General features: G+C 39.3%; 25 protein-coding genes. 19 read left to right on the forward strand and 6 right to left on the reverse strand.

The annotated features are described in order from the left end of the window. Positions 1–34 precede the first annotated feature (34 nt). The 6 genes from PGH26_RS06915 to PGH26_RS06940 all read left to right on the forward strand — a co-directional run bounded on the left by PGH26_RS06915 (position 35) and on the right by PGH26_RS06940 (position 5,579). Complete coding sequence (locus PGH26_RS06915) at positions 35–1,219, forward strand: NAD(P)/FAD-dependent oxidoreductase (RefSeq protein WP_323693259.1); 1,185 nt, start codon at positions 35–37, stop codon at positions 1,217–1,219. Positions 1,220–1,706: 487 nt separating this feature from the next. After that, positions 1,707–3,500, forward strand: a complete 1,794-nt coding sequence (gene glmS / locus PGH26_RS06920) for a glutamine--fructose-6-phosphate transaminase (isomerizing) (RefSeq protein WP_323693260.1) — start codon at positions 1,707–1,709, stop codon at positions 3,498–3,500. A gap of 191 nt (positions 3,501–3,691) precedes the next feature. Further along, positions 3,692–4,015: a hypothetical protein gene (locus PGH26_RS06925; protein ID WP_323693261.1), complete on the forward strand. Its 324-nt coding sequence runs from the start codon at positions 3,692–3,694 to the stop codon at positions 4,013–4,015. Positions 4,016–4,201: 186 nt separating this feature from the next. Beyond that, positions 4,202–4,663: a GNAT family N-acetyltransferase gene (locus PGH26_RS06930; RefSeq protein ID WP_323693262.1), complete on the forward strand. Its 462-nt coding sequence runs from the start codon at positions 4,202–4,204 to the stop codon at positions 4,661–4,663. Between the two features lie 118 nt (positions 4,664–4,781). After that, positions 4,782–5,219 (forward strand): VOC family protein, encoded by a 438-nt coding sequence (locus PGH26_RS06935; RefSeq protein WP_323693263.1) that lies wholly within the window; start codon positions 4,782–4,784, stop codon positions 5,217–5,219. 147 nt (positions 5,220–5,366) lie between these two features. Next, positions 5,367–5,579 carry a hypothetical protein gene (locus PGH26_RS06940; protein ID WP_323693264.1) on the forward strand — a complete coding sequence of 71 codons (213 nt, stop codon included), beginning with the start codon at positions 5,367–5,369 and terminating at the stop codon, positions 5,577–5,579. 203 nt (positions 5,580–5,782) lie between these two features. On the opposite strand, the gene PGH26_RS06945 is transcribed toward PGH26_RS06940, so the two are convergent. Then, the gene (locus PGH26_RS06945) at positions 5,783–7,882 is read right to left on the reverse strand and encodes a methyl-accepting chemotaxis protein (RefSeq protein ID WP_323693265.1); all 2,100 of its coding nucleotides are present in this window, start codon (positions 7,880–7,882) and stop codon (positions 5,783–5,785) included. A gap of 389 nt (positions 7,883–8,271) precedes the next feature. Beyond that, positions 8,272–8,727 (reverse strand): RDD family protein, encoded by a 456-nt coding sequence (locus PGH26_RS06950; RefSeq protein ID WP_323693266.1) that lies wholly within the window; start codon positions 8,725–8,727, stop codon positions 8,272–8,274. Positions 8,728–8,901: 174 nt separating this feature from the next. Here PGH26_RS06950 and PGH26_RS06955 point away from each other — a divergent pair, with 174 nt between their 5' ends. The 11 genes from PGH26_RS06955 (at position 8,902) to PGH26_RS07005 (ending at position 14,338) form a co-directional block, all read left to right on the forward strand. Beyond that, positions 8,902–9,462 (forward strand): histidine phosphatase family protein, encoded by a 561-nt coding sequence (locus PGH26_RS06955; protein WP_323693267.1) that lies wholly within the window; start codon positions 8,902–8,904, stop codon positions 9,460–9,462. 90 nt (positions 9,463–9,552) lie between these two features. Continuing rightward, a complete protein-coding gene (locus PGH26_RS06960) occupies positions 9,553–9,819 on the forward strand; it encodes an MHYT domain-containing protein (protein ID WP_323693268.1) in 267 nt (88 codons plus the stop codon). A 63-nt stretch (positions 9,820–9,882) separates the two neighbouring features. Beyond that, positions 9,883–10,302 (forward strand): DUF4181 domain-containing protein, encoded by a 420-nt coding sequence (locus PGH26_RS06965; protein WP_323693269.1) that lies wholly within the window; start codon positions 9,883–9,885, stop codon positions 10,300–10,302. A gap of 47 nt (positions 10,303–10,349) precedes the next feature. Next, positions 10,350–10,703 (forward strand): DUF6176 family protein, encoded by a 354-nt coding sequence (locus PGH26_RS06970; RefSeq protein WP_323693270.1) that lies wholly within the window; start codon positions 10,350–10,352, stop codon positions 10,701–10,703. A 92-nt stretch (positions 10,704–10,795) separates the two neighbouring features. After that, entirely contained in the window at positions 10,796–11,149 is a 354-nt protein-coding gene (locus PGH26_RS06975; protein ID WP_323693271.1) for a YesK family protein, read from the forward strand. Between the two features lie 108 nt (positions 11,150–11,257). Continuing rightward, positions 11,258–11,686, forward strand: a complete 429-nt coding sequence (locus tag PGH26_RS06980) for an RND transporter (protein ID WP_323693272.1) — start codon at positions 11,258–11,260, stop codon at positions 11,684–11,686. 114 nt (positions 11,687–11,800) lie between these two features. After that, a complete protein-coding gene (locus PGH26_RS06985; RefSeq protein ID WP_323693273.1) occupies positions 11,801–12,232 on the forward strand; it encodes a hypothetical protein in 432 nt (143 codons plus the stop codon). 65 nt (positions 12,233–12,297) lie between these two features. Continuing rightward, a complete protein-coding gene (locus PGH26_RS06990; RefSeq protein ID WP_323693274.1) occupies positions 12,298–12,759 on the forward strand; it encodes a GNAT family N-acetyltransferase in 462 nt (153 codons plus the stop codon). Positions 12,760–12,804: 45 nt separating this feature from the next. After that, a complete protein-coding gene (locus PGH26_RS06995; protein ID WP_323693275.1) occupies positions 12,805–13,098 on the forward strand; it encodes a helix-hairpin-helix domain-containing protein in 294 nt (97 codons plus the stop codon). A 102-nt stretch (positions 13,099–13,200) separates the two neighbouring features. After that, positions 13,201–13,797, forward strand: a complete 597-nt coding sequence (locus tag PGH26_RS07000) for a hypothetical protein (protein WP_323693276.1) — start codon at positions 13,201–13,203, stop codon at positions 13,795–13,797. A 127-nt stretch (positions 13,798–13,924) separates the two neighbouring features. Next, positions 13,925–14,338: a VOC family protein gene (locus tag PGH26_RS07005; protein ID WP_323693277.1), complete on the forward strand. Its 414-nt coding sequence runs from the start codon at positions 13,925–13,927 to the stop codon at positions 14,336–14,338. A gap of 76 nt (positions 14,339–14,414) precedes the next feature. Here the strand turns inward: PGH26_RS07005 and PGH26_RS07010 are convergent, their stop codons facing one another. Continuing rightward, positions 14,415–15,443, reverse strand: coding sequence for a DUF4097 family beta strand repeat-containing protein (locus PGH26_RS07010; protein ID WP_323693278.1), 1,029 nt, complete (start codon positions 15,441–15,443; stop codon positions 14,415–14,417). Next, entirely contained in the window at positions 15,436–15,759 is a 324-nt protein-coding gene (locus PGH26_RS07015; RefSeq protein ID WP_323693279.1) for a PadR family transcriptional regulator, read from the reverse strand. The genes PGH26_RS07010 and PGH26_RS07015 overlap by 8 nt, the downstream gene beginning before the upstream one ends. A gap of 230 nt (positions 15,760–15,989) precedes the next feature. Here PGH26_RS07015 and PGH26_RS07020 point away from each other — a divergent pair, with 230 nt between their 5' ends. Beyond that, positions 15,990–16,283: a hypothetical protein gene (locus PGH26_RS07020; protein ID WP_323693280.1), complete on the forward strand. Its 294-nt coding sequence runs from the start codon at positions 15,990–15,992 to the stop codon at positions 16,281–16,283. Positions 16,284–16,346: 63 nt separating this feature from the next. On the opposite strand, the gene PGH26_RS07025 is transcribed toward PGH26_RS07020, so the two are convergent. After that, positions 16,347–16,544 carry a YjcZ family sporulation protein gene (locus PGH26_RS07025; RefSeq protein ID WP_323693281.1) on the reverse strand — a complete coding sequence of 66 codons (198 nt, stop codon included), beginning with the start codon at positions 16,542–16,544 and terminating at the stop codon, positions 16,347–16,349. A 233-nt stretch (positions 16,545–16,777) separates the two neighbouring features. Here PGH26_RS07025 and PGH26_RS07030 point away from each other — a divergent pair, with 233 nt between their 5' ends. Continuing rightward, positions 16,778–17,044: a hypothetical protein gene (locus tag PGH26_RS07030; RefSeq protein WP_323693282.1), complete on the forward strand. Its 267-nt coding sequence runs from the start codon at positions 16,778–16,780 to the stop codon at positions 17,042–17,044. 72 nt (positions 17,045–17,116) lie between these two features. Here the strand turns inward: PGH26_RS07030 and PGH26_RS07035 are convergent, their stop codons facing one another. Then, complete coding sequence (locus PGH26_RS07035) at positions 17,117–17,902, reverse strand: DUF2268 domain-containing putative Zn-dependent protease (protein WP_323693283.1); 786 nt, start codon at positions 17,900–17,902, stop codon at positions 17,117–17,119. Positions 17,903–17,958: the final 56 nt, after the last annotated feature.

Here is a 17,958-nt window from a genome sequence, read left to right on the forward strand (position 1 = left end):
TCGAACTAACTATTTAGTAGAAGGGGACTAGACAATGACCAAACACATCGTTATTTTAGGAGCAGGTTATGGCGGTCTTTTGACAGCGCTCAACGCTCGTAACTTCCTGTCAGAAAGTGATGCAACCATCACACTTGTCAACCAAACACCAACTCACCAAATTATTACTGAGCTCCACCGTTTAGCTGGAGGAACAACTAGCGAAGGTGCTGTTGCACTCCCTCTTGAAAAACTTCTTGCTGGTAAAAGTGTAGAGCTGAAAATCGCTACAGTTGAAAACTTCGACGTGAACACGAAAAAAGTAAACTTAGCTGGCGGAGAAACACTTACTTATGATGCTCTAATTGTAGCTTTAGGCAGTAAAACAGCGTACTTCGGAATTCCTGGACTTGAAGAAAATAGTATGGTCCTTAAATCTGCTCGTGAAGCAAATGCAATCTTTAAGCACATTGTAGATCGCATTAAAGCTTACGCAACTTCTCATGATGAAGCAGATGCCACAATTATGATTGGCGGCGGTGGATTAACTGGCGTTGAGCTTGTTGGTGAAATCGTAGACAATATGCCTAAAATTGCACGTGAGCACGGTGTAAACCCTGCTGATTTGAAGATTATGCTAGTTGAAGCAGGTCCGAAAATCCTTCCAGTACTGCCTGATCACTTGATCGAGCGTGCAACTGAAAGTCTTGCAAAACGCGGCGTTGAGTTCTTAATCGGACTGCCTGTTACAAATGTTGAAGGCAACGAAATTTCATTGAAAGACGGTCGTGTCATCAAAGCGAATACATTCGTTTGGACAGGTGGCGTTACTGGCAATCCACTCGTTGGAGAATCTGGTATTGAAGTCGACCGCGGCCGTGCAACTGTAAACGAATTCCTTCAATCTAAATCACATCCTGATGTATTTGTTGTTGGTGACAGTGCTGTTGCTTTCCCTGCAGAAGAGGGAGCACGTCCATACGCACCAACTGCTCAGAATGCTTGGCAGATGGGCGAACTAGTTGGTTACAACGTTTACGCATTGCTTACTGGAAAATCCATGGAAGTGTTCAACCCAGTAAACTCTGGTACACTTGCCAGCCTTGGCCGTAAGGATGCAGTAGCATCAATTGGCGGAAACAATACTTCCCTAAAAGGTATGCCGGCTTCATTGATGAAAGAAGCAAGTAACATCCGCTACTTGACTCACATCAAAGGATTATTCGGTCTCGCTTACTAAAAACTACAAGGGCTGACAGGTAACTTCAGTGCATACTGAGTTCTCTGCCAGCTTTTTTTCATGATTTTAAGAACCATTCTGCAGGATGTTGTATAAGATATTCTGATTATGATTCATCACTAATAGTCAGAACGATTTGTCATTTGACAGAAGAAAACTAGATTCGCTATAGTAGGCAATGACGGTAATTTTGTCCGTGCAAAAAGGAGAGTCGGGTGCACGTAAAATACAGGAAACCAATTAAAGCGCCAGCGCCGAGGAAATCGCACAGATTCTCGGCAGACGAGGTGGAGGTTCATCGAACATTCGGCGGATGCCTCCTGATCGCAGATACCCGATCACATGCAGTTCCTAAAACACGGAGGTAACTCGGTGACACAAGAGGGATGTAGCAGGTATCATACAAATTTAACGGCCAGTCCGGGCAGAACTGCCTGAACGACCTAACCAGTTTTGACTCCGGGCTGCCTGATGCGGAGGAACAATTATGTGCGGAATTGTAGGCTATAACGGAAAGAACCAGGCAGCAGAAATCTTATTAAAAGGGCTGGAGAAGCTCGAATACAGAGGATATGATTCTTCAGGGATTGCTTTTCAGACTTCTAAAGGCGTGCAAATGTTCAAGGAAAAAGGACGTATTGCGGATTTAAGAGACGCAGTAACAGAAGAGATTGATGCACATGTCGGGATCGGCCATACACGCTGGGCGACACATGGTGTACCCGATCAGAAAAACTCACATCCACATAAAAGCGCGTCTGGACGTTTTACACTCGTCCATAACGGTGTTATAGAAAACTATGAAAAACTGACTCGAGAATACCTGCAAGATGTTTCATTTGTTTCCGAAACAGACACTGAAGTTATTGTGCAATTGATTGAGTACTTTGCAAACACGGGATTGACAACAGACGAAGCGTTCCGTAAAGCGTTATCGTTGTTGCATGGTTCGTATGCGATTGCGATGTTAGACGAACAAGATCCGGATACAATTTTTGTTGCAAAAAATCGGAGTCCATTGCTAGTTGGCGTAAGCGAAGAGGCTAATGTAGTTGCTTCTGACGCGATGGCGATGCTTCAAGTGACCAATCAGTTTATTGAACTGCATGACGGTGAAATCGTTTTACTTGGAAAAGACGGTATTGTAATCGAAACCCTTGCTGGAGACAAAATCGAGCGTGCGCCTTATACGGCTGAACTGGATATGAGTGATATCGAAAAAGGAACATATCCTCATTATATGCTGAAGGAAATCGATGAACAGCCTGGTGTGATACGGAAAATTATCGCTGCCTACAGCACAGAAGAGGGTACGTTGGATATTGATCCGTATATCAAGCAGGCATTTCAACATGCTGACCGTCTTTATGTAATTGCTGCAGGAACAAGTTACCACGCTGGACTGATCGGAAAAGAATACTTTGAAAAACTATCGGGATTGCCTGTAGAAGTCCATATTTCGAGTGAATTCGGTTATAATATGCCGCTTCTCTCGAAAAAACCATTGTTCTTGTTTATTACACAATCTGGTGAAACAGCAGATAGTCGGCAAGTACTTGTAAAAGTCAAAGCACTTGGGTATCCATCCATTACATTGACCAATGTACCAGGATCTACACTATCACGTGAAGCAGATTATACGTTATTGTTGCATGCAGGACCAGAAATCGCCGTTGCATCGACTAAAGCATATACGGCTCAGCTCGCAGTTCTTGCAATTACAGCTTATGCAGTAAGCTGCGACGCACACAAGCTGGATTTAAAAACAGAGCTGGCAATTGCAGCGAATGCGATTCAAACAATGACGGATGCTAAAGAAGACCTCAAAAAACTTGCTCATACTTTTTTAACGGACAAACGAAACGCCTTTTTCATCGGGCGCGGACTCGACTATTACGTCAGCTTAGAGGGTGCATTAAAGCTGAAAGAGATTTCCTATATCCAGGCAGAAGGGTTTGCAGGAGGGGAATTGAAGCACGGCACCATTGCATTGATTGAAGAAGGAACACCAGTCATAGCACTCGCAACTCAATCGAGTGTTAGTCCGAATTTACGCGGCAATGTCAAAGAAGTTACTGCACGCGGCGCACATGCCTGTATCCTATCGATGGAAGGCAACAATGAACCTGATGACGGACTCGTATTACCGCATGTTCATGAGCTTTTGACGCCTCTTGCATCAGTAATTCCACTTCAGTTACTGAGCTATTATGCATCATTGCAGCGAGGCTGTGATGTAGATAAACCAAGAAATTTGGCCAAGAGTGTGACAGTGGAGTAAGAAAATTTAAAAAATAAATTGCTAATAGAAACCTCTTTGGATAGAATTGTCTAAAGAGGTTTTTCTATTTGGTTCAAATTCTTTTTATGAATGGAATATAATCATTTTGGGTTAGCTGGATTCTTCGATAAACATACCGGCAAATTAGAAATTAGTACATGTCTTTGAATAAAATGTCTTTGGAGGGTTAAATGAAAAAAGTAAGCATCGTAATTCTGACTATGTTAATAGAATTAGCTTTGTTGTGGGGCGTATCTATACTCATCCATTGGGAGCTCATGGAGTTTCTTTTCCTAGGTGGACTACTAGTATTTGCAATTCCTTGGCTGCTGCTATATTTTACAAATCATAACCAAAATGTCTATTACGCAAGTGTAAAAGGAATGACAGGAGCGGACGCCGGAAAAGTTAAAGTGTTTCGATTTCGTTTTTCACCCATCATTTTAGGACTCGTTTTGTTTATGATTTTAAGTTTAAGTTTGACTGTTTTTTATTATTTTGAGTATTTTATTTAACGATTTTCAAATTTTATAGAACTTCGAAGCAACTAATGCCCCCTAGAAACCATTCTATAGCTATCGCTTTTTTTTGTTAAATACAGCATGTACATTTGAATTACCTATTTTTACTTCACTAACCATTGAATTATTTATTATTAATTCCCATTGTGAAATAACAAAAAAGTTGGAAAAGGGTTGCATATGACTTCGTATAAAATAGAAAAGTTGAAACTTAAGGACTACGATAAATGCAATAATATTTGGGATATGAATGAGAAACCTAAAATGGCAAAGATGTTTTATGATGAACTGGCAAGTGGAAACAGAATTACCTTCATTTATATAGAAAACAATAATTTTATAGCGGAGGGTTCTCTGGTTTTTAAAAATTCGGATTCTGATTATACTATTCCAGATAAACGGATTTACTTATCGCGTATGATCGTTAAAGAAGAGTATCGTAATCATGGAATAGGCGGCATTATCGTTGATTTTCTAATAGATTACGCTCAAGCGCTTGGCTTTGAGGAAATAGCGCTTGGCGTTGATACGGATAACGTGAATGCTAGACACCTATATGAAAAGAAAGGATTCACTGATGTTCTATATGTTGGCGAGGACAACTATGGGAAATATGTAAAGCTTTTAAAGAAATTAGAATGATACACGGGATTTAGATACCTGATACCATGCAAGATACGAGCAGGTAATTTTTTTGTATTGTGAGCTATCGAAATTAGGTTAAAGTGGAATCGTTTTTATGAAGGAGATGGGATGATAAATGAACCGGATCAATCTAATCGCATTAGGGGTTAAAGACATACGGCAGTCATTGGATTTTTACAAGAGTATTGGATTCGAAGCATCTGTGACAGGTGATGATGAAAAACCTGTTATTGTTTTCTTTAAAAATGAAGGTTCAATACTAGAGTTGTTCCCGTTGGAAGAATTAGCAAAAGATATTAACGAAGAGAACCCGCCTGAAATTTCAACTGGGGGTTTTCCAGGATTTACACTCGCATATAATGGCAAGTCTGGTGCTGAGGTAGATGACATATTTAAGAAGGTAGAAGAAGTGGGAGCAAAAATTGTTAAACAGCCCCAAACACTTTCCTGGGGAGGCTATGGGGGATACTTTGTTGACCCGGATGGATACTATTGGGAAGTTGCATATAGTGCTGACTGGAAGTTCGATGGGAATAATATGTTGATTATTTGAGACTGTATAAGGAAATAGAGTGTTTTTTGCGATATGCAAAGTATTTTCAAAAGGGTTTGGATGAACAAGCAGGACGGGATAGATTTAAAAGAAATTATGAATATCAAGTCGCTCTAATTAAATAAGATACATGAAGGATGTGTGATGATGAAAGAGAATTTGTCACTAGCAATATTGGTTTCTATACTATCATTAATTGGGATCCCACTTTTCTTTCTTGTACTCTCATTCGTTACAGGAAACTGGAAATTTTTCTTTATCAGCCTTGTACCTGCATTAGCAATTGGATTAACAGGAATTATTATAACACTGCAAAGGAAGAAGCATTACCAGCAGAGAGATACGTCTAAAGAATTTTAATTTCAGCAGGAAACGTCTGCCAGGTTTAATTTGAATCGTGTAAAATAATTTTTTTAGACGCTACTGGAAAGCTTCCTGGGTAAATCCCGGGAAGTTTTTTAGTCCTTTTAATAAGTCTCAATCTAAATAGCAATTGTGGACTTTCATCCTATAAATAAAACCGATCAGCTCTCAATAATTAGAGAGGATAATCGGCCGTAAAGTTATCGTAAATTAAAACGTTCAACAACGTTTTGTAAGTCACCTGCAATATTCTTCATCCGTGCTGTAGAATCTGCTACTTGTTCCAATTCGTTTTGCTGAGTTGCTGATGAGGCACTTACTTGTTCAGCAGATGCAGCAGTTTCTTCTGAGATGGCAGAGACACTTTGAATCGCATCAATCACTTGGTCTTTATGAAGAAGCATTTCTGATAGTTCCGAAGTGAGCTCTCGAATGGATTTGCTCATTTTTTCGGTCAGGTCAGCGTTTTTAAGAAATGAAGACTCTGTGCCCGAAACAGATTCATTTTGACCATCCATTAACTTCATATTAGATTCTACTACAGTGACGGTCTGTTTAGATTCAGCAATAATTTCCTGAACTGTTCGTTGAATAACTTCAGTCTCAATTCGAGACTGTTCAGCCAGTTTGCGAACTTCCTCTGCTACAACCGCAAATCCTTTACCGTGTTCTCCGGCACGAGCGGCTTCAATACTGGCATTCAATGCTAGAAGGTTCGTTTGAGCTGTAATGTCTTGAATTGACGTTATCACCTGGTTGATGGAATCTATTTTATTAGATAATGCGCTCATCTGATGCTGTACCTTAGCATTCATATCGTTTGCAGAAGTGTTATGATGTCTCAAACTCTTGATTTCTGTCATTCCTTTGTTTGTTGACTCAACAGTTTGTACTGATAAAAGATCCATACTTTCAGCTAATTGTGAGAGCGTATTAATTTGCTCGGCCAAAAAAACCATGCTATTGCTGGTTTCTTCTGTATCCTCGGATTGCTTAGATGCACCTTGAGCAATTTCATTTGTAGCCAACGCCACTTCTTCACTTGAGGCAACGATTTCCTCGAATGCTTGATGCACATGAGCAGACGAATCGCTTAATTCTGCAGACGATGCACGTACTGTGTTCAGTGCGTCATTCGTTTGATGCAACATGTTATTATAAGCATTCGAAACAGCACCGATTTCATCGTTCTTAATGTACTGTTCATCAATATATTGAGTGAGATCGCCTGCAGCAGCAGTTTCAATTGACTGCTGCAAGAACCTTAATGGTTTCAACTGCTTAAATATGAATCCAACCGTAATAATCGACATGATAATTACCATAACGATTGCAGCAATAATCGTGACCCAAAGAATTGCATTATAAGTAACCAGTATTTTAGATTTTGGCAAGACCGTCTGTACGGACCATACTTCATCTATATTATCCAGCATAATCGGAGCGAACGTATTGAAAGCATCTTCGCCCAGACTTTTTGAATTCACATAAAGTGTATCCACTTGACCGTTGTCCAGTTTTGATTTCACGGGTTCCCAATCAATTGAATCTCGCATATTTGATCCATTCATTTCTTCTTTTAAACTATTAGCCGTTAGATTGCCTGCATCTGTTATAACAGATGCATATCCGCCATCAGGACTCACTTCAGCAGCAAGTCCGCTTAAAAAATCAATAGAAATGTCGGTAGTGAGCACTCCGAAAAACTCGTCAGAATTTGTGATTAGCGGGACTGCAATAGTAGTCATTAACACTGTTTGTCCACCAGCGTTATATATGTAGGGCTCTGTTAGAACTGCTCTTTTTTCACCTTTCGGAACTAAATACCAATCACCTTCACCCTCAGTTTCATATCCGCTCAAAGGTTCTGCAACTACTTCAGATCCGTCTTTATACAAATAAGGAATGAATCGTTTGGATGTATCCAGAAGTGCCATATCCGATTTATCTAATGGAATAAATCCACTTTCTACAATTGCGGCCATACCAGTGGCATCGGAGTTTTTCTGAAGATTATTCTCAATAACACCTGTCATTTCTTCAGTTGTTAAATTCCCCTGTTCTTGCAAGGTTTCGATTATATGCTTTGTAGTATTCAACATTTCATTCGTCTTACTGAAACGCTTGCTTAAAACCGTAGCATTCAGTTCAGTATTTTCGATTGCCAGCTTCTCACCGTCAGTCATACTTTTATCGTGCAAAATGTAGCTTGTAATTAGCGTATATGCTAAAAACAGAATAAGAAAAACTCCAATAATCAGACCTGATAATTTCCAGGCAATACTTTTTTTGTTCTTCAACGTTGAATACCTCCAGATAATTTTTCGGCTTTCATTCTAAATCGTCCTTTCCACAAAAAATATACCTACTATAGTCTTGTGGCTTTTGCTGGTAACGACAAAATCAGCGTGATGAATAGTACTTATGAAACGAAGATTTAGGACCTATGGTTTTATCGACAAAAAGGTATGAAAGTTTAACCATATTGTTGATTTCATTATTCTGCATGGGTGAGAAAAAATATGAATAATAAATCATTCAATGAGATCCCAACGAAATAGATGGTACTTATTGAGATGAAAAGAATAGGACATTACTGAATGTTAATTTTTTAATTCGAAAACAGTAAAAAAACTTCTTTGAAATTCAAAGAAGTTTTTTTCGTGCTATTGTACTAGATGTTTGAGGTTTAACTTCTTGCAACATAAGTTCCGCCTACAAAATCGTGTATTCCTCTTTTATCTTCACGAAACATGATCATTCCTGCACTAATAATAATGGATACACCAAATGTAAGAGTCCCAATCACATAGTAGCCAACGATTTCTCTCATAAACATATTGGATAGCGTGACATTCCCATCATCCAATCGTTTCACTCGAATGCGGCACAGACGTTTTCCAACGACATAGCCGCTCCAAATAATCGGGATTAGCATCAGGTAGAGAGTATAAATGGATTGCCATGCAACCCCGTTAGCAAAATTCAAAGAAAATGCTCCAGTGAGTAAATAAATAACAGCACCAATCATTGTTGCGACTATTATAAAATCCAGAAAACTAGCAAGGACTCTGACTCCTAAACCTGGTCGATTTGTATAAATCATTTCATCCATTCCTTTACCAAAAATATTTTGAATTTCCAAACAAATAATTGTGCTATTGAAATACTCTGATAGAATATAAATTAGGATAATTATGGGGATTATATTTGATGATGGAATTATACCACAAGTGAATTGGTTATTAGGAAAGCTATAAAATGTGATAACAGATTCACAGCGCCCCTTAAATCAAAACGGTCTAAGGAGATGACCTGTTTGAAAACGACTATATTTATTATACGACATGCTCATTCAGTATATACCCCCGATGAATTAGGAAGACCACTGTCTAGTAAAGGTTTTTCTGAAGCAATCAAGCTATGTCACGCCCTCAAAAAAGAAGCCATCGATATCGTCATTTCAAGTCCTTACAAAAGGGCAGTCCAAACTGTCAAAGGAATCGCCGAGATGATTGATCAAGAGGTTATTCTTGAAGATGGTTTTATGGAACGGAAGTTGTCCGAACGGCCTATTGAAGATTTTGGTGCAGCTATAAAGAAAGTGTGGGAGCATCCAACCTTTTTCTGGAGTGGAGGAGAATCAAATGTAACCGCGCAACAACGAGGAATTGAAGCAACAATTAAGGTGCTCGATCTATATGCAGGTAAGAACATTGCAGTCGGGACCCACGGAAATATCATGGTACTGATTATGAATTACTTTGATGAACAATACGACTTAAGTTTTTGGAACAGTTTAGAGATGCCAGATGTATATAAGCTGGTCTTTGAAAACAAGAAGTTGTTTGAAGTGACTCATCTACGGTCAGAAAGCTGATAAAGCTTTTGTTTTAAGAGCTATTTAATCCATTTGCGGGATTCCGCTAATGACGACCTTACAAACTTTATATATCCAGGAGGTGAGTTTATGAAATGTATCCTTCAAGCGCTTGCAATTTCCTTTATGATCCATGTCATCTATGTGGTGAGCACGCTGTCACTTGGTTTCATCAAAACGCTGATCTATCGGCCGGATATTGAAACCGCATGGAAGCAAACCGATACCCTCCAAAGCAGTGTTGCATTTGGTGTGGCTTTTTCACCTTACATAATCGTGTTATCTTTTGTGTGTGTATTTTTAGTTTGCTGGGCGGCTCTTTTTATCATTCAAAAAAGACGCAGGGGCTTTGTTTGATGATTACAAGTTTATATCCATGACGGCAAAGCGTGCTAGAGCGGTTGAAAGGCGGAACGGAATTTGGAACATTTCTATTTTAAGTTGATTGCTTTACTAGCAGTGTTTTACATAGTCCTGTATTCCACTGAATATGTTGCCAGAAAGGCATTGAAAACGGAAAGGAAGAAGTTTTGGTCCAATCAGTACGTAAATGACAAACACCGGCAAATCGAATGGACTTTAAAAGGAATTTTGATGGTGGGCTTAGTCGTATTGGGTATTATCAATCTTTCCAGAGAGTCCATAATGGAAACTTGGTTTATTCCTTACCTCTCTTATATGTTGTTTACTACAATTGTGATTGAGTTGGCCAGGGCCTATATGGAAAAAAAGTACGCACAAAGCAAAAACCAATATATTGTGACACTCATTGAAATGGGAGTCCTTTCAGGTTTCTTACTTTCAATCATTATTACGAATTTGTTTGGATGGCTTTCTTAAATGAATATGAAAAGGTAATAAACAGATAAGGAAATGAGGAATAGAATATGAGTAATCTTCACGTAGAATTAGAACGTTTTCGAGTAATAGCAGGGAAAGAAGAAAAAGCGAGGGAATGGATGGAATTCTTAACCGTACATATAGAAGATGTGAAAAAAACACTTCCTGCAGAAAAAATGTATGTGGAATCTATTTTTGGAGAGACAGTAGACGGGGTCTTGTATTTGTACTGGCTTTCCTATCAAGGAATGAGTTCCGGGGAAGTCGTATTTTCGGATAGTTTTATTGATCAGAAGCATTTAGAATTCTGGAATGAATGCATCGACTTTGACTACCCGGAGAGTATTCTGACAACAAATGTAGTCATGATGCAAGACAAAATTAGAGAGCAGATGAAATAATTCTTCCGATACACGTAGGGGCAGGAAGTAAAGCAACCAACCCGTGTAAAAAATGATTTTACTAGTAAATTTAACTTAAGGAAGTGGAGTAGATGATTTTTGTTCCAATCGGTATAGGTCTCATCCTAGGATTCCTGTTATTTTCTTTTGTGTACATCCTTACAAAGCGAAGTGAAAAACGCTATATAGCTCCAGTGATTACAGCACTTGCTGGAATTTTTATTATTGTTGCGAGTATTCTATTGATTGGCGGATTTGAAGGCATGGGATTTGGGATTATAGGAATTGGATTTGTAGTCATTGCAATAGCAGGACTATTTATTTTTCTCTTCAAGCCTGTCAACCAGTTCTCTGCATATCAGTTGTCAGTTAAAGACAAACGCAATTTAATGGGGATTCCAGTTGTTTTTGTCTTAGTTGTCGCTTTTACGATTTTTATTAGTTAACAATGGAATGGATTGATGAAGGAATCTATAAGCAGGTACCTTGTTAGTCCTATTAGAATGCTGCCGCACTATCTAGATGCATAATGAGTGACTTGGAGGCGATTCTGCATGAAAAGCAATAATGATTTTATCAGAAGCAGCTGGGTGATATATTTCGGTTTGCTTGCAGCGGGAATTATTACTGCATGCTTTACCTTCTATGAGCTTTCGATTCCTGAAACTCAAGATTTGGGCGATGAGGGTCAATCCCGTATCCAATTTAGATGGGGATCATTTCATATGTATTGGAGTATTGCTATCTTAGCTCTCTCCGGTCTTTTAGCCGCGGCCTATAAGCATGTCAAGCCTTTTCATGTAGTAGTTATTATAATTCTAACGGGCGCTGCTAATCTACTGTTCTTTATGACATTCACAGTTGGCTGGGTGGCAGCACAAGGAATGTTGGGATTTGCAGTGGCGATAGCTGCCGGGATGATTTTATTCTTTTCAAAATTGATTTTTATATGGATCAGTCATTTGAAACGGATCAAAGGATAATTCAATTCCGGTAAAGTGGTATTGCTGTGATGAGCACTTTAATAGCTATCTAGGTTCACTTTATTAATGATAGCTATCATTTTCTCCTATCTTATTGGTACTGGAGGAAAAAGAATGCATCCTATTTTCATTATCGAATTACTTATTTCAGGCGCAGGCTTACTTACGATTGTCATGATTGCTGTTATCTTAAAAGGAATTTGGAAAAAACGTTTTTTCGGAATTGCAGCATTGTATTTTATAATGGTCAGTTTGTTTTTCCTGGGTCGTCCTTATTGGATCGATTACCGACAGGATCAAAAAGTTGAATATCTGGAGATGTATTTAAAAGAGAAGTATTCAGAAGAAACATGGATGATGGAAAAAGTTCCTCACCGAGAAGATGATTTTGCCAGTATGAACCCGTATGTGATTCATGTATATTTCGATAGCGAACCTGGTGTACTATACGAGTACTATGTTCAGAATGAACAAAAGATTTCTCAGACCGGTTATGCCAAAGAAGTGGGTTTCAACCATGCGTTGATTCATTTGGAAAGAGAATGACAAGTCCTATTAAACGAAACGGATTGCTAGAATGAAATCCGAATTTGACACGAAGGTGATACACTATGAAGATTCGAAAACTGCGTGAAGAAGAGAAACTTCCCATGAACTTATTATTACTGGCAGATCCATCGGTCAAAAAAATTAAGGAATACGTAAAAATTGGGGAGTGCTTTGTAGCTGAGCTTGAACAGCGGACTGTAGGTGCTTATGTATTGTTACAAACTCGCAATGGGAATGCGGAGCTTATGAATGTGGCGGTTGCAGAAGATTTGCAGGGAAAAGGCATAGGTAAAAGATTAGTGCTGGATGCGATTCAAGTTGCTAAAAACCATAGAAACACGGCCATTCATGTTGCAACAGGCAATTCAAGCATTGGGCAGTTAGCACTTTATCAGAAGTGCGGTTTCCGGATAGTTGGTGTAGATCAAGATCATTTTGTTATTCATTATCCGGATGCCATCTTTGAAAATGGCATTCAGTGCAGGGATCGTATCAGATTAGCTATGAAGTTGGAGGAATTGTGATCAGAAAAGTTGCAACTGGAATCCTGACTAAAGCGAGGGAATTGCATGGCCAGAGATGAAAAAGACCTCAAGGTATGTAAACAAGGACATCGATATTCTAAGAAAAGTGACTGTCCAGCTTGTCCGATTTGTGAAAAAGAAAGGAAACCTGAAAGAGAATTTCTTTCTAGACTTTCAGCACCTGCAAGACGTGCATTGGAGAATAATGAGATTTATTCACTGGAAATTCTTGCTGCGTATACAGAGAAAGAACTTTTACAGTTTCATGGACTAGGTCCTTCTTCGATTCCCAAACTGCAGACAGCGCTTAAAGAACAAGGGATGAGTTTTAGGATTTAGTGATTCATTCTTTTAACTCTTGCTGCCGGAAGTATTGAACCAGCGCTTTCTTTTTAACGTTCATTATTCGGGAAAGCTGAATTAAACAGGAGGCACACCCATATGAAAAAACAACTATTCCTGCTGATACCTTTAATCTTTGTATTATGCGGGTGTACTGAGATTAAAGGGAATACGAATACTATCTCAGTGGCGGATGTAACGGATCGTGAACAAGCTATCCTTCATATGAATACCGATCACGCTTTTATGTTTGACTACAACGTGAGTGACGAATATAAGGAAGCAACAGTTTGGGTGGAAAAGTATGAAGCAGGGAAATTGGCCGATCATCCAGTTTCCTCAATTAGTACATCTGCAAAAACAGAGGGGACGATTATTTTCTCAATACAAAGACCCATTCAAGAATTTAACAAAACAGTTTTAAATTTATCGATTGGTGATAAAGAGGGCAGTGGCTCAGTACAGAATATCGATGTACAACCAGAAGATTTTAATAAAATGGGGGCTATCTCCAGTACATTTTCCGGAGATGCAAAATCCGTAGAAGATGAAAACGTACTTGCAACTATCTGTTATTCTAAGGAAAACGAGATGGGTACAATAACTTCTGCGTTTTATGATGAACCCGAAGCTCATTTGGATGAGTTAGCGGACTATGATCTTGTTTATGTGTTGAAATCACATTTTAAAAAATGAGTATTGTGTGAGGCAGAGGGAGAATGCTGATTATCTCCGTAAGTCCTGGGAGTCGATTTCAAAAAATATTGCAGTGAAATTTCGTCATTGATACAAAAAATTAAGTATGTTTAGAAGGTGGATTTAAATGGATTATGAACTTGACCATATCGGCATTGCCGTTAGAAGTATTGAAGAAGCGCTCCCGTTTTATCTAGATGTTCTGAAGGGATCACTGGAAGATCGGTACACGAGTGATGTACCTGGAGTTGAAGTGCATGTTGCGGTTGTTCAAACAAACGGACAAACCATTGAATTGCTGGAACCGACCAATCGAAATTCACCAATTGCAAGATTTATTAGGCAAAAAGGGAAAGGTGTTCATCATGTCGCATATCGAGTGGACGATTTAGACAAAGCAATTTTGGACGCTGGGGAAAAGGGGATTCGTTTTCTTGAAGACACATTACGAACGAATGCAAGAGGACGCCGTCTAATCTATCTCAACCCTGCTTCTACAGAGGGGACATTGTTTGAGCTTTGCAGCTATCCTCAAGACTAATTCAATAATTCTCCCATTAAAAAAACAGAGATATATGATCTCTGTTTTTTGTATTTATTACGGCTGTCAATCTTTATTATTGAACTGTTATTCGTCCATTATCCGATCTTAACCGAATTTTATGATCACCTGTACCAAATACTGTCCTTGAATTGTTTTCTCCGAATACGTCAACTTTTCCATGGGCAGTTTTCGTTTGAATGGAGACATTTCCAGGCTTTTCTTCAGTTTGTATCAAGATGCTGCCGTTGTCTGTTTGCATATCTATGTTACGGTCGAGACTGTTGGTTAGCAATGTAATTCGTCCATTGTCCGTTTCGCCGACGATGTTTCCGTTTACATGAGCCAGCTCGATTCGTCCGTTATCCGTTTCAACTGCAATTCCATCTGCTTCCACATGGCGCATTTCGATCCGTCCATTATCAGTTTTTGCAATAATCCTGTCTGATTGCGTATTTGTTACTTCAATGCGTCCATTATCCGTTTTGGATTCCAGTACTCGAGTGGCAACCTCGCTTAACTGAATCCGCCCGTTGTCGGAATTGACGCGAAGCGATTGACTGAGCAACTTTTCTGCGCAGATACGTCCGTTATCGGTTTTAAGCGAAATCTCATCGTACAGTTTCTTCGGGATCGAAACTTTCAAGATAACACTTTTCATTGAAAAACTAAACATCATGAATCGCGGGCGAAGACTCTTCAGCTTAACAACTAGTGCATTCCCTTTAACTTCGGCAGACAGTTTTAATTTATCGTTGCTGCCTGTCAATTCTACCGTTGTAACGTGGTCTTCTGAAGGAAATAGAAGCAGCGCCCCGTGTTGAACATCAATGGCAATGTCTTTGAAACTGTCATCAGTGATTGTGATGATTTCGGTAGAAGCATTGGGTTGAACGACTTCTGCAGGTTCAGGATAAGAAGCGACAAGTTCATTGGCTATTGAGCCTGGAGATCCTAGTGATACGGCGATTTCATCATCTGATTTACCGTCTTCGCGACCGTCTACGAAGTATTCCCGAATATCTTGAACAATGTCCTGCTGTTCTTCTAATGGAAGCCGGCTTAGTAAGCTCTCAAGTTCTGCAATGTATTGGTTTTCAGTCATGTTTAATACCCTCCTCGATAAGTGTGTTCACGCCTTGTGAAAAATGCTTCCATTCCTCTAATTGTTCATGAAGGTAATCGCGTCCCGTGTCCGTCAACTTGTAGTATTTACGAGGCGGACCTTCTGTGGATTCTTTTAAATAGGTCGTGAAATACCCTTCTTTTGTTAATCGGCGTAAAAGAGGATAGACAGAGCCTTCTGAGATGGCAATTTGATCCGAAATCTTTTGCACCAGTTCGTAGCCATATCGATCTTGTTTGTCTAGAAGGACTAACACGCAAAGGTTCAAAACACCTTTCTTAAACTGGATGTTCACATTAATATACTCCTTTCACTACTGTTTAATGAATAGTACTGGCTCAAATAAAGTACCATTAGTTATACATTATCACTCAGTAGTGTTCATTGCAAGGTACTGTGAATAAATATTTTTGAATTGATTCTTGTATCCTGTTCGATATCTTCATAAAAATGTGAAACATTATGTAATTCTTAATCGTAAAGAAGAGATACTTTACTAATAGAATTATAGAAATGAGGGTTTCCATGACAAGCATTAGTTCGTCTGGGTTTGTATTCGTTGGATTCGTTGTTTTATCCTTTATCCTGCTGTATTTCTTAAAAAAAATAATTCCAAGTTTTAAAGTGTCAGTAACTTTTTTCTTAAATGCACTTATTTCATTTGTAATTACCCATATGTCAGGAATAGGGTACATTGTTTTTCTTTATTGGGCACTCAGCATCTTCTTTGCTGTACTTGGAACCGCCGCGCTGGTAGTTGAAATAATCCTGGCTGTTCTGGATAGGAAAGGCATCAGCAACCATGATGAAGGTGTTTGAAAATAGGAGAAAAGGATAAGTCACATTGGCATGATAACCAATGCAACTTATCCTGTTTTTAAATTAGCAATCGTTTTTGTGATGATGATGATGATTGTCGTTGTTATTAGATACATAAGAAGCACCAATGATGATTAATAGAATGAATAGAACAACTAATAACGCAAAACCGCCTCCATTGCCTTGACGTCTGCAATTTCCACCTTGAGGACCGTAACCGCCGTATCCGCCATAGCCACAAGGATCACATCCATAACCCATAGTTCTCACCTCCCTAAACATTAAACTTTTAAAAGTAGTCATAAGCAGTTCGAGTAAATGGTGATTCAGATCCGCTCATCCCACCTCCACGTTGCCTATGTTGTTAGAGTATGCGGTCTGCACAACTGTGACAGGGACATTCACACAATTGATGTACTTTGGGTGTTGTCCCCTTCGATAGAGACTATGCGTTCATATACTGATAGAGGGTGACCTAGAGGGGAGGGTGAGAAATGGCGAAGGAAAATATGCAGCAAATGTGCAACCGTCATCGTGGGAAAGCGGTTGTAATTCGAACGAAAGACGGAAGAGAGTATCGAGGAATTATCCAGCACGTCGATAATCGTCAGGTGTATCTGCAGCCGATGAATGGCGGCCGGAACTTAGGAGGATTTGGCTACGGTTATGGAGGTTATGGATATAGAGGAAGAGGGTTTGGTTTGGGAATTGCGTTAGGGGCAATTGCAACGCTTGCGATAATCCCATTCTTTTTTTGGTGAATTGTTAGGATGTAATAAGGAGAAGAGCTCCCAATCGAGACGGGCGCTCTTCTCCTGTTTTTTAGAAGTTAGTTATTCTACTGTAAGTCCAGCGATAACCTCTGCACTTTCTTCTAATAAGTCAATCATGGCTGTGTTATGAGAAGTTGCATATTTTTGAACTAAGTAATACCCTGCACAATATCCAGCCATTTTAGGAAGCCCTTTCCATCCATATAAGAATTGGTTGTGTCTGGCGTGCGATTTTTTCAATTTTCTTTCCGGTAAGATAATCTCTTTCCAAATCGTTTCAAGCTTTTGCTTGGAATAGAGTTTTGTCCATGAAGAAGTGAAAGCCTCACCGAGCCGTTCGAGTACTGCATGCTCCGCCAACCCTTCAAGAATTATAGAATCGAGTAATGTGAACGCTTTTTCGTCTTTTTTAGTATGCCAGATCCTGCAGACATGGTTGTATTCATGGATGAATAACGCTTTCAGTTCGTTCATCGCAATCGTTTCAGGTATAAAGAGAATGAGTTTGTCTGAAAATGCCAAACCTGCTTTCCCTTTCGTTTCCCGCATTAGCTTCTTATCATTCGTATTGGATGGCAAAATGATTATGGGAACATCGGGACCGGCCCATTTCTTTTGAAGTGCCTGCTGTTCCTTCTCTACTATTGTCCAAATGTCGTTGCTGATCATGGTTTCGACAAGAGAAGATGGACTTTTGACGGCCTTGTAATACATTCCGTGCAACCGAAAGTAGTCAAAAATTTCACCTTCAGAAATTCCAGGGAAGAATAATTGGAGTTTTTTACATAACTTTAAGGGGTCCTGATAAAAGTCAAGTAACCACTCATTTGTTTTAATGACAGGCATTGGAGCCCTCCTCCTATACCTAACATATGCAGTTGTTGATGAAAAAGCCTTATTCC

Source organism: Sporosarcina jeotgali (assembly GCF_033304595.1).
GTDB classification, from domain to species: Bacteria; Bacillota; Bacilli; order Bacillales_A; family Planococcaceae; genus Sporosarcina; species Sporosarcina jeotgali.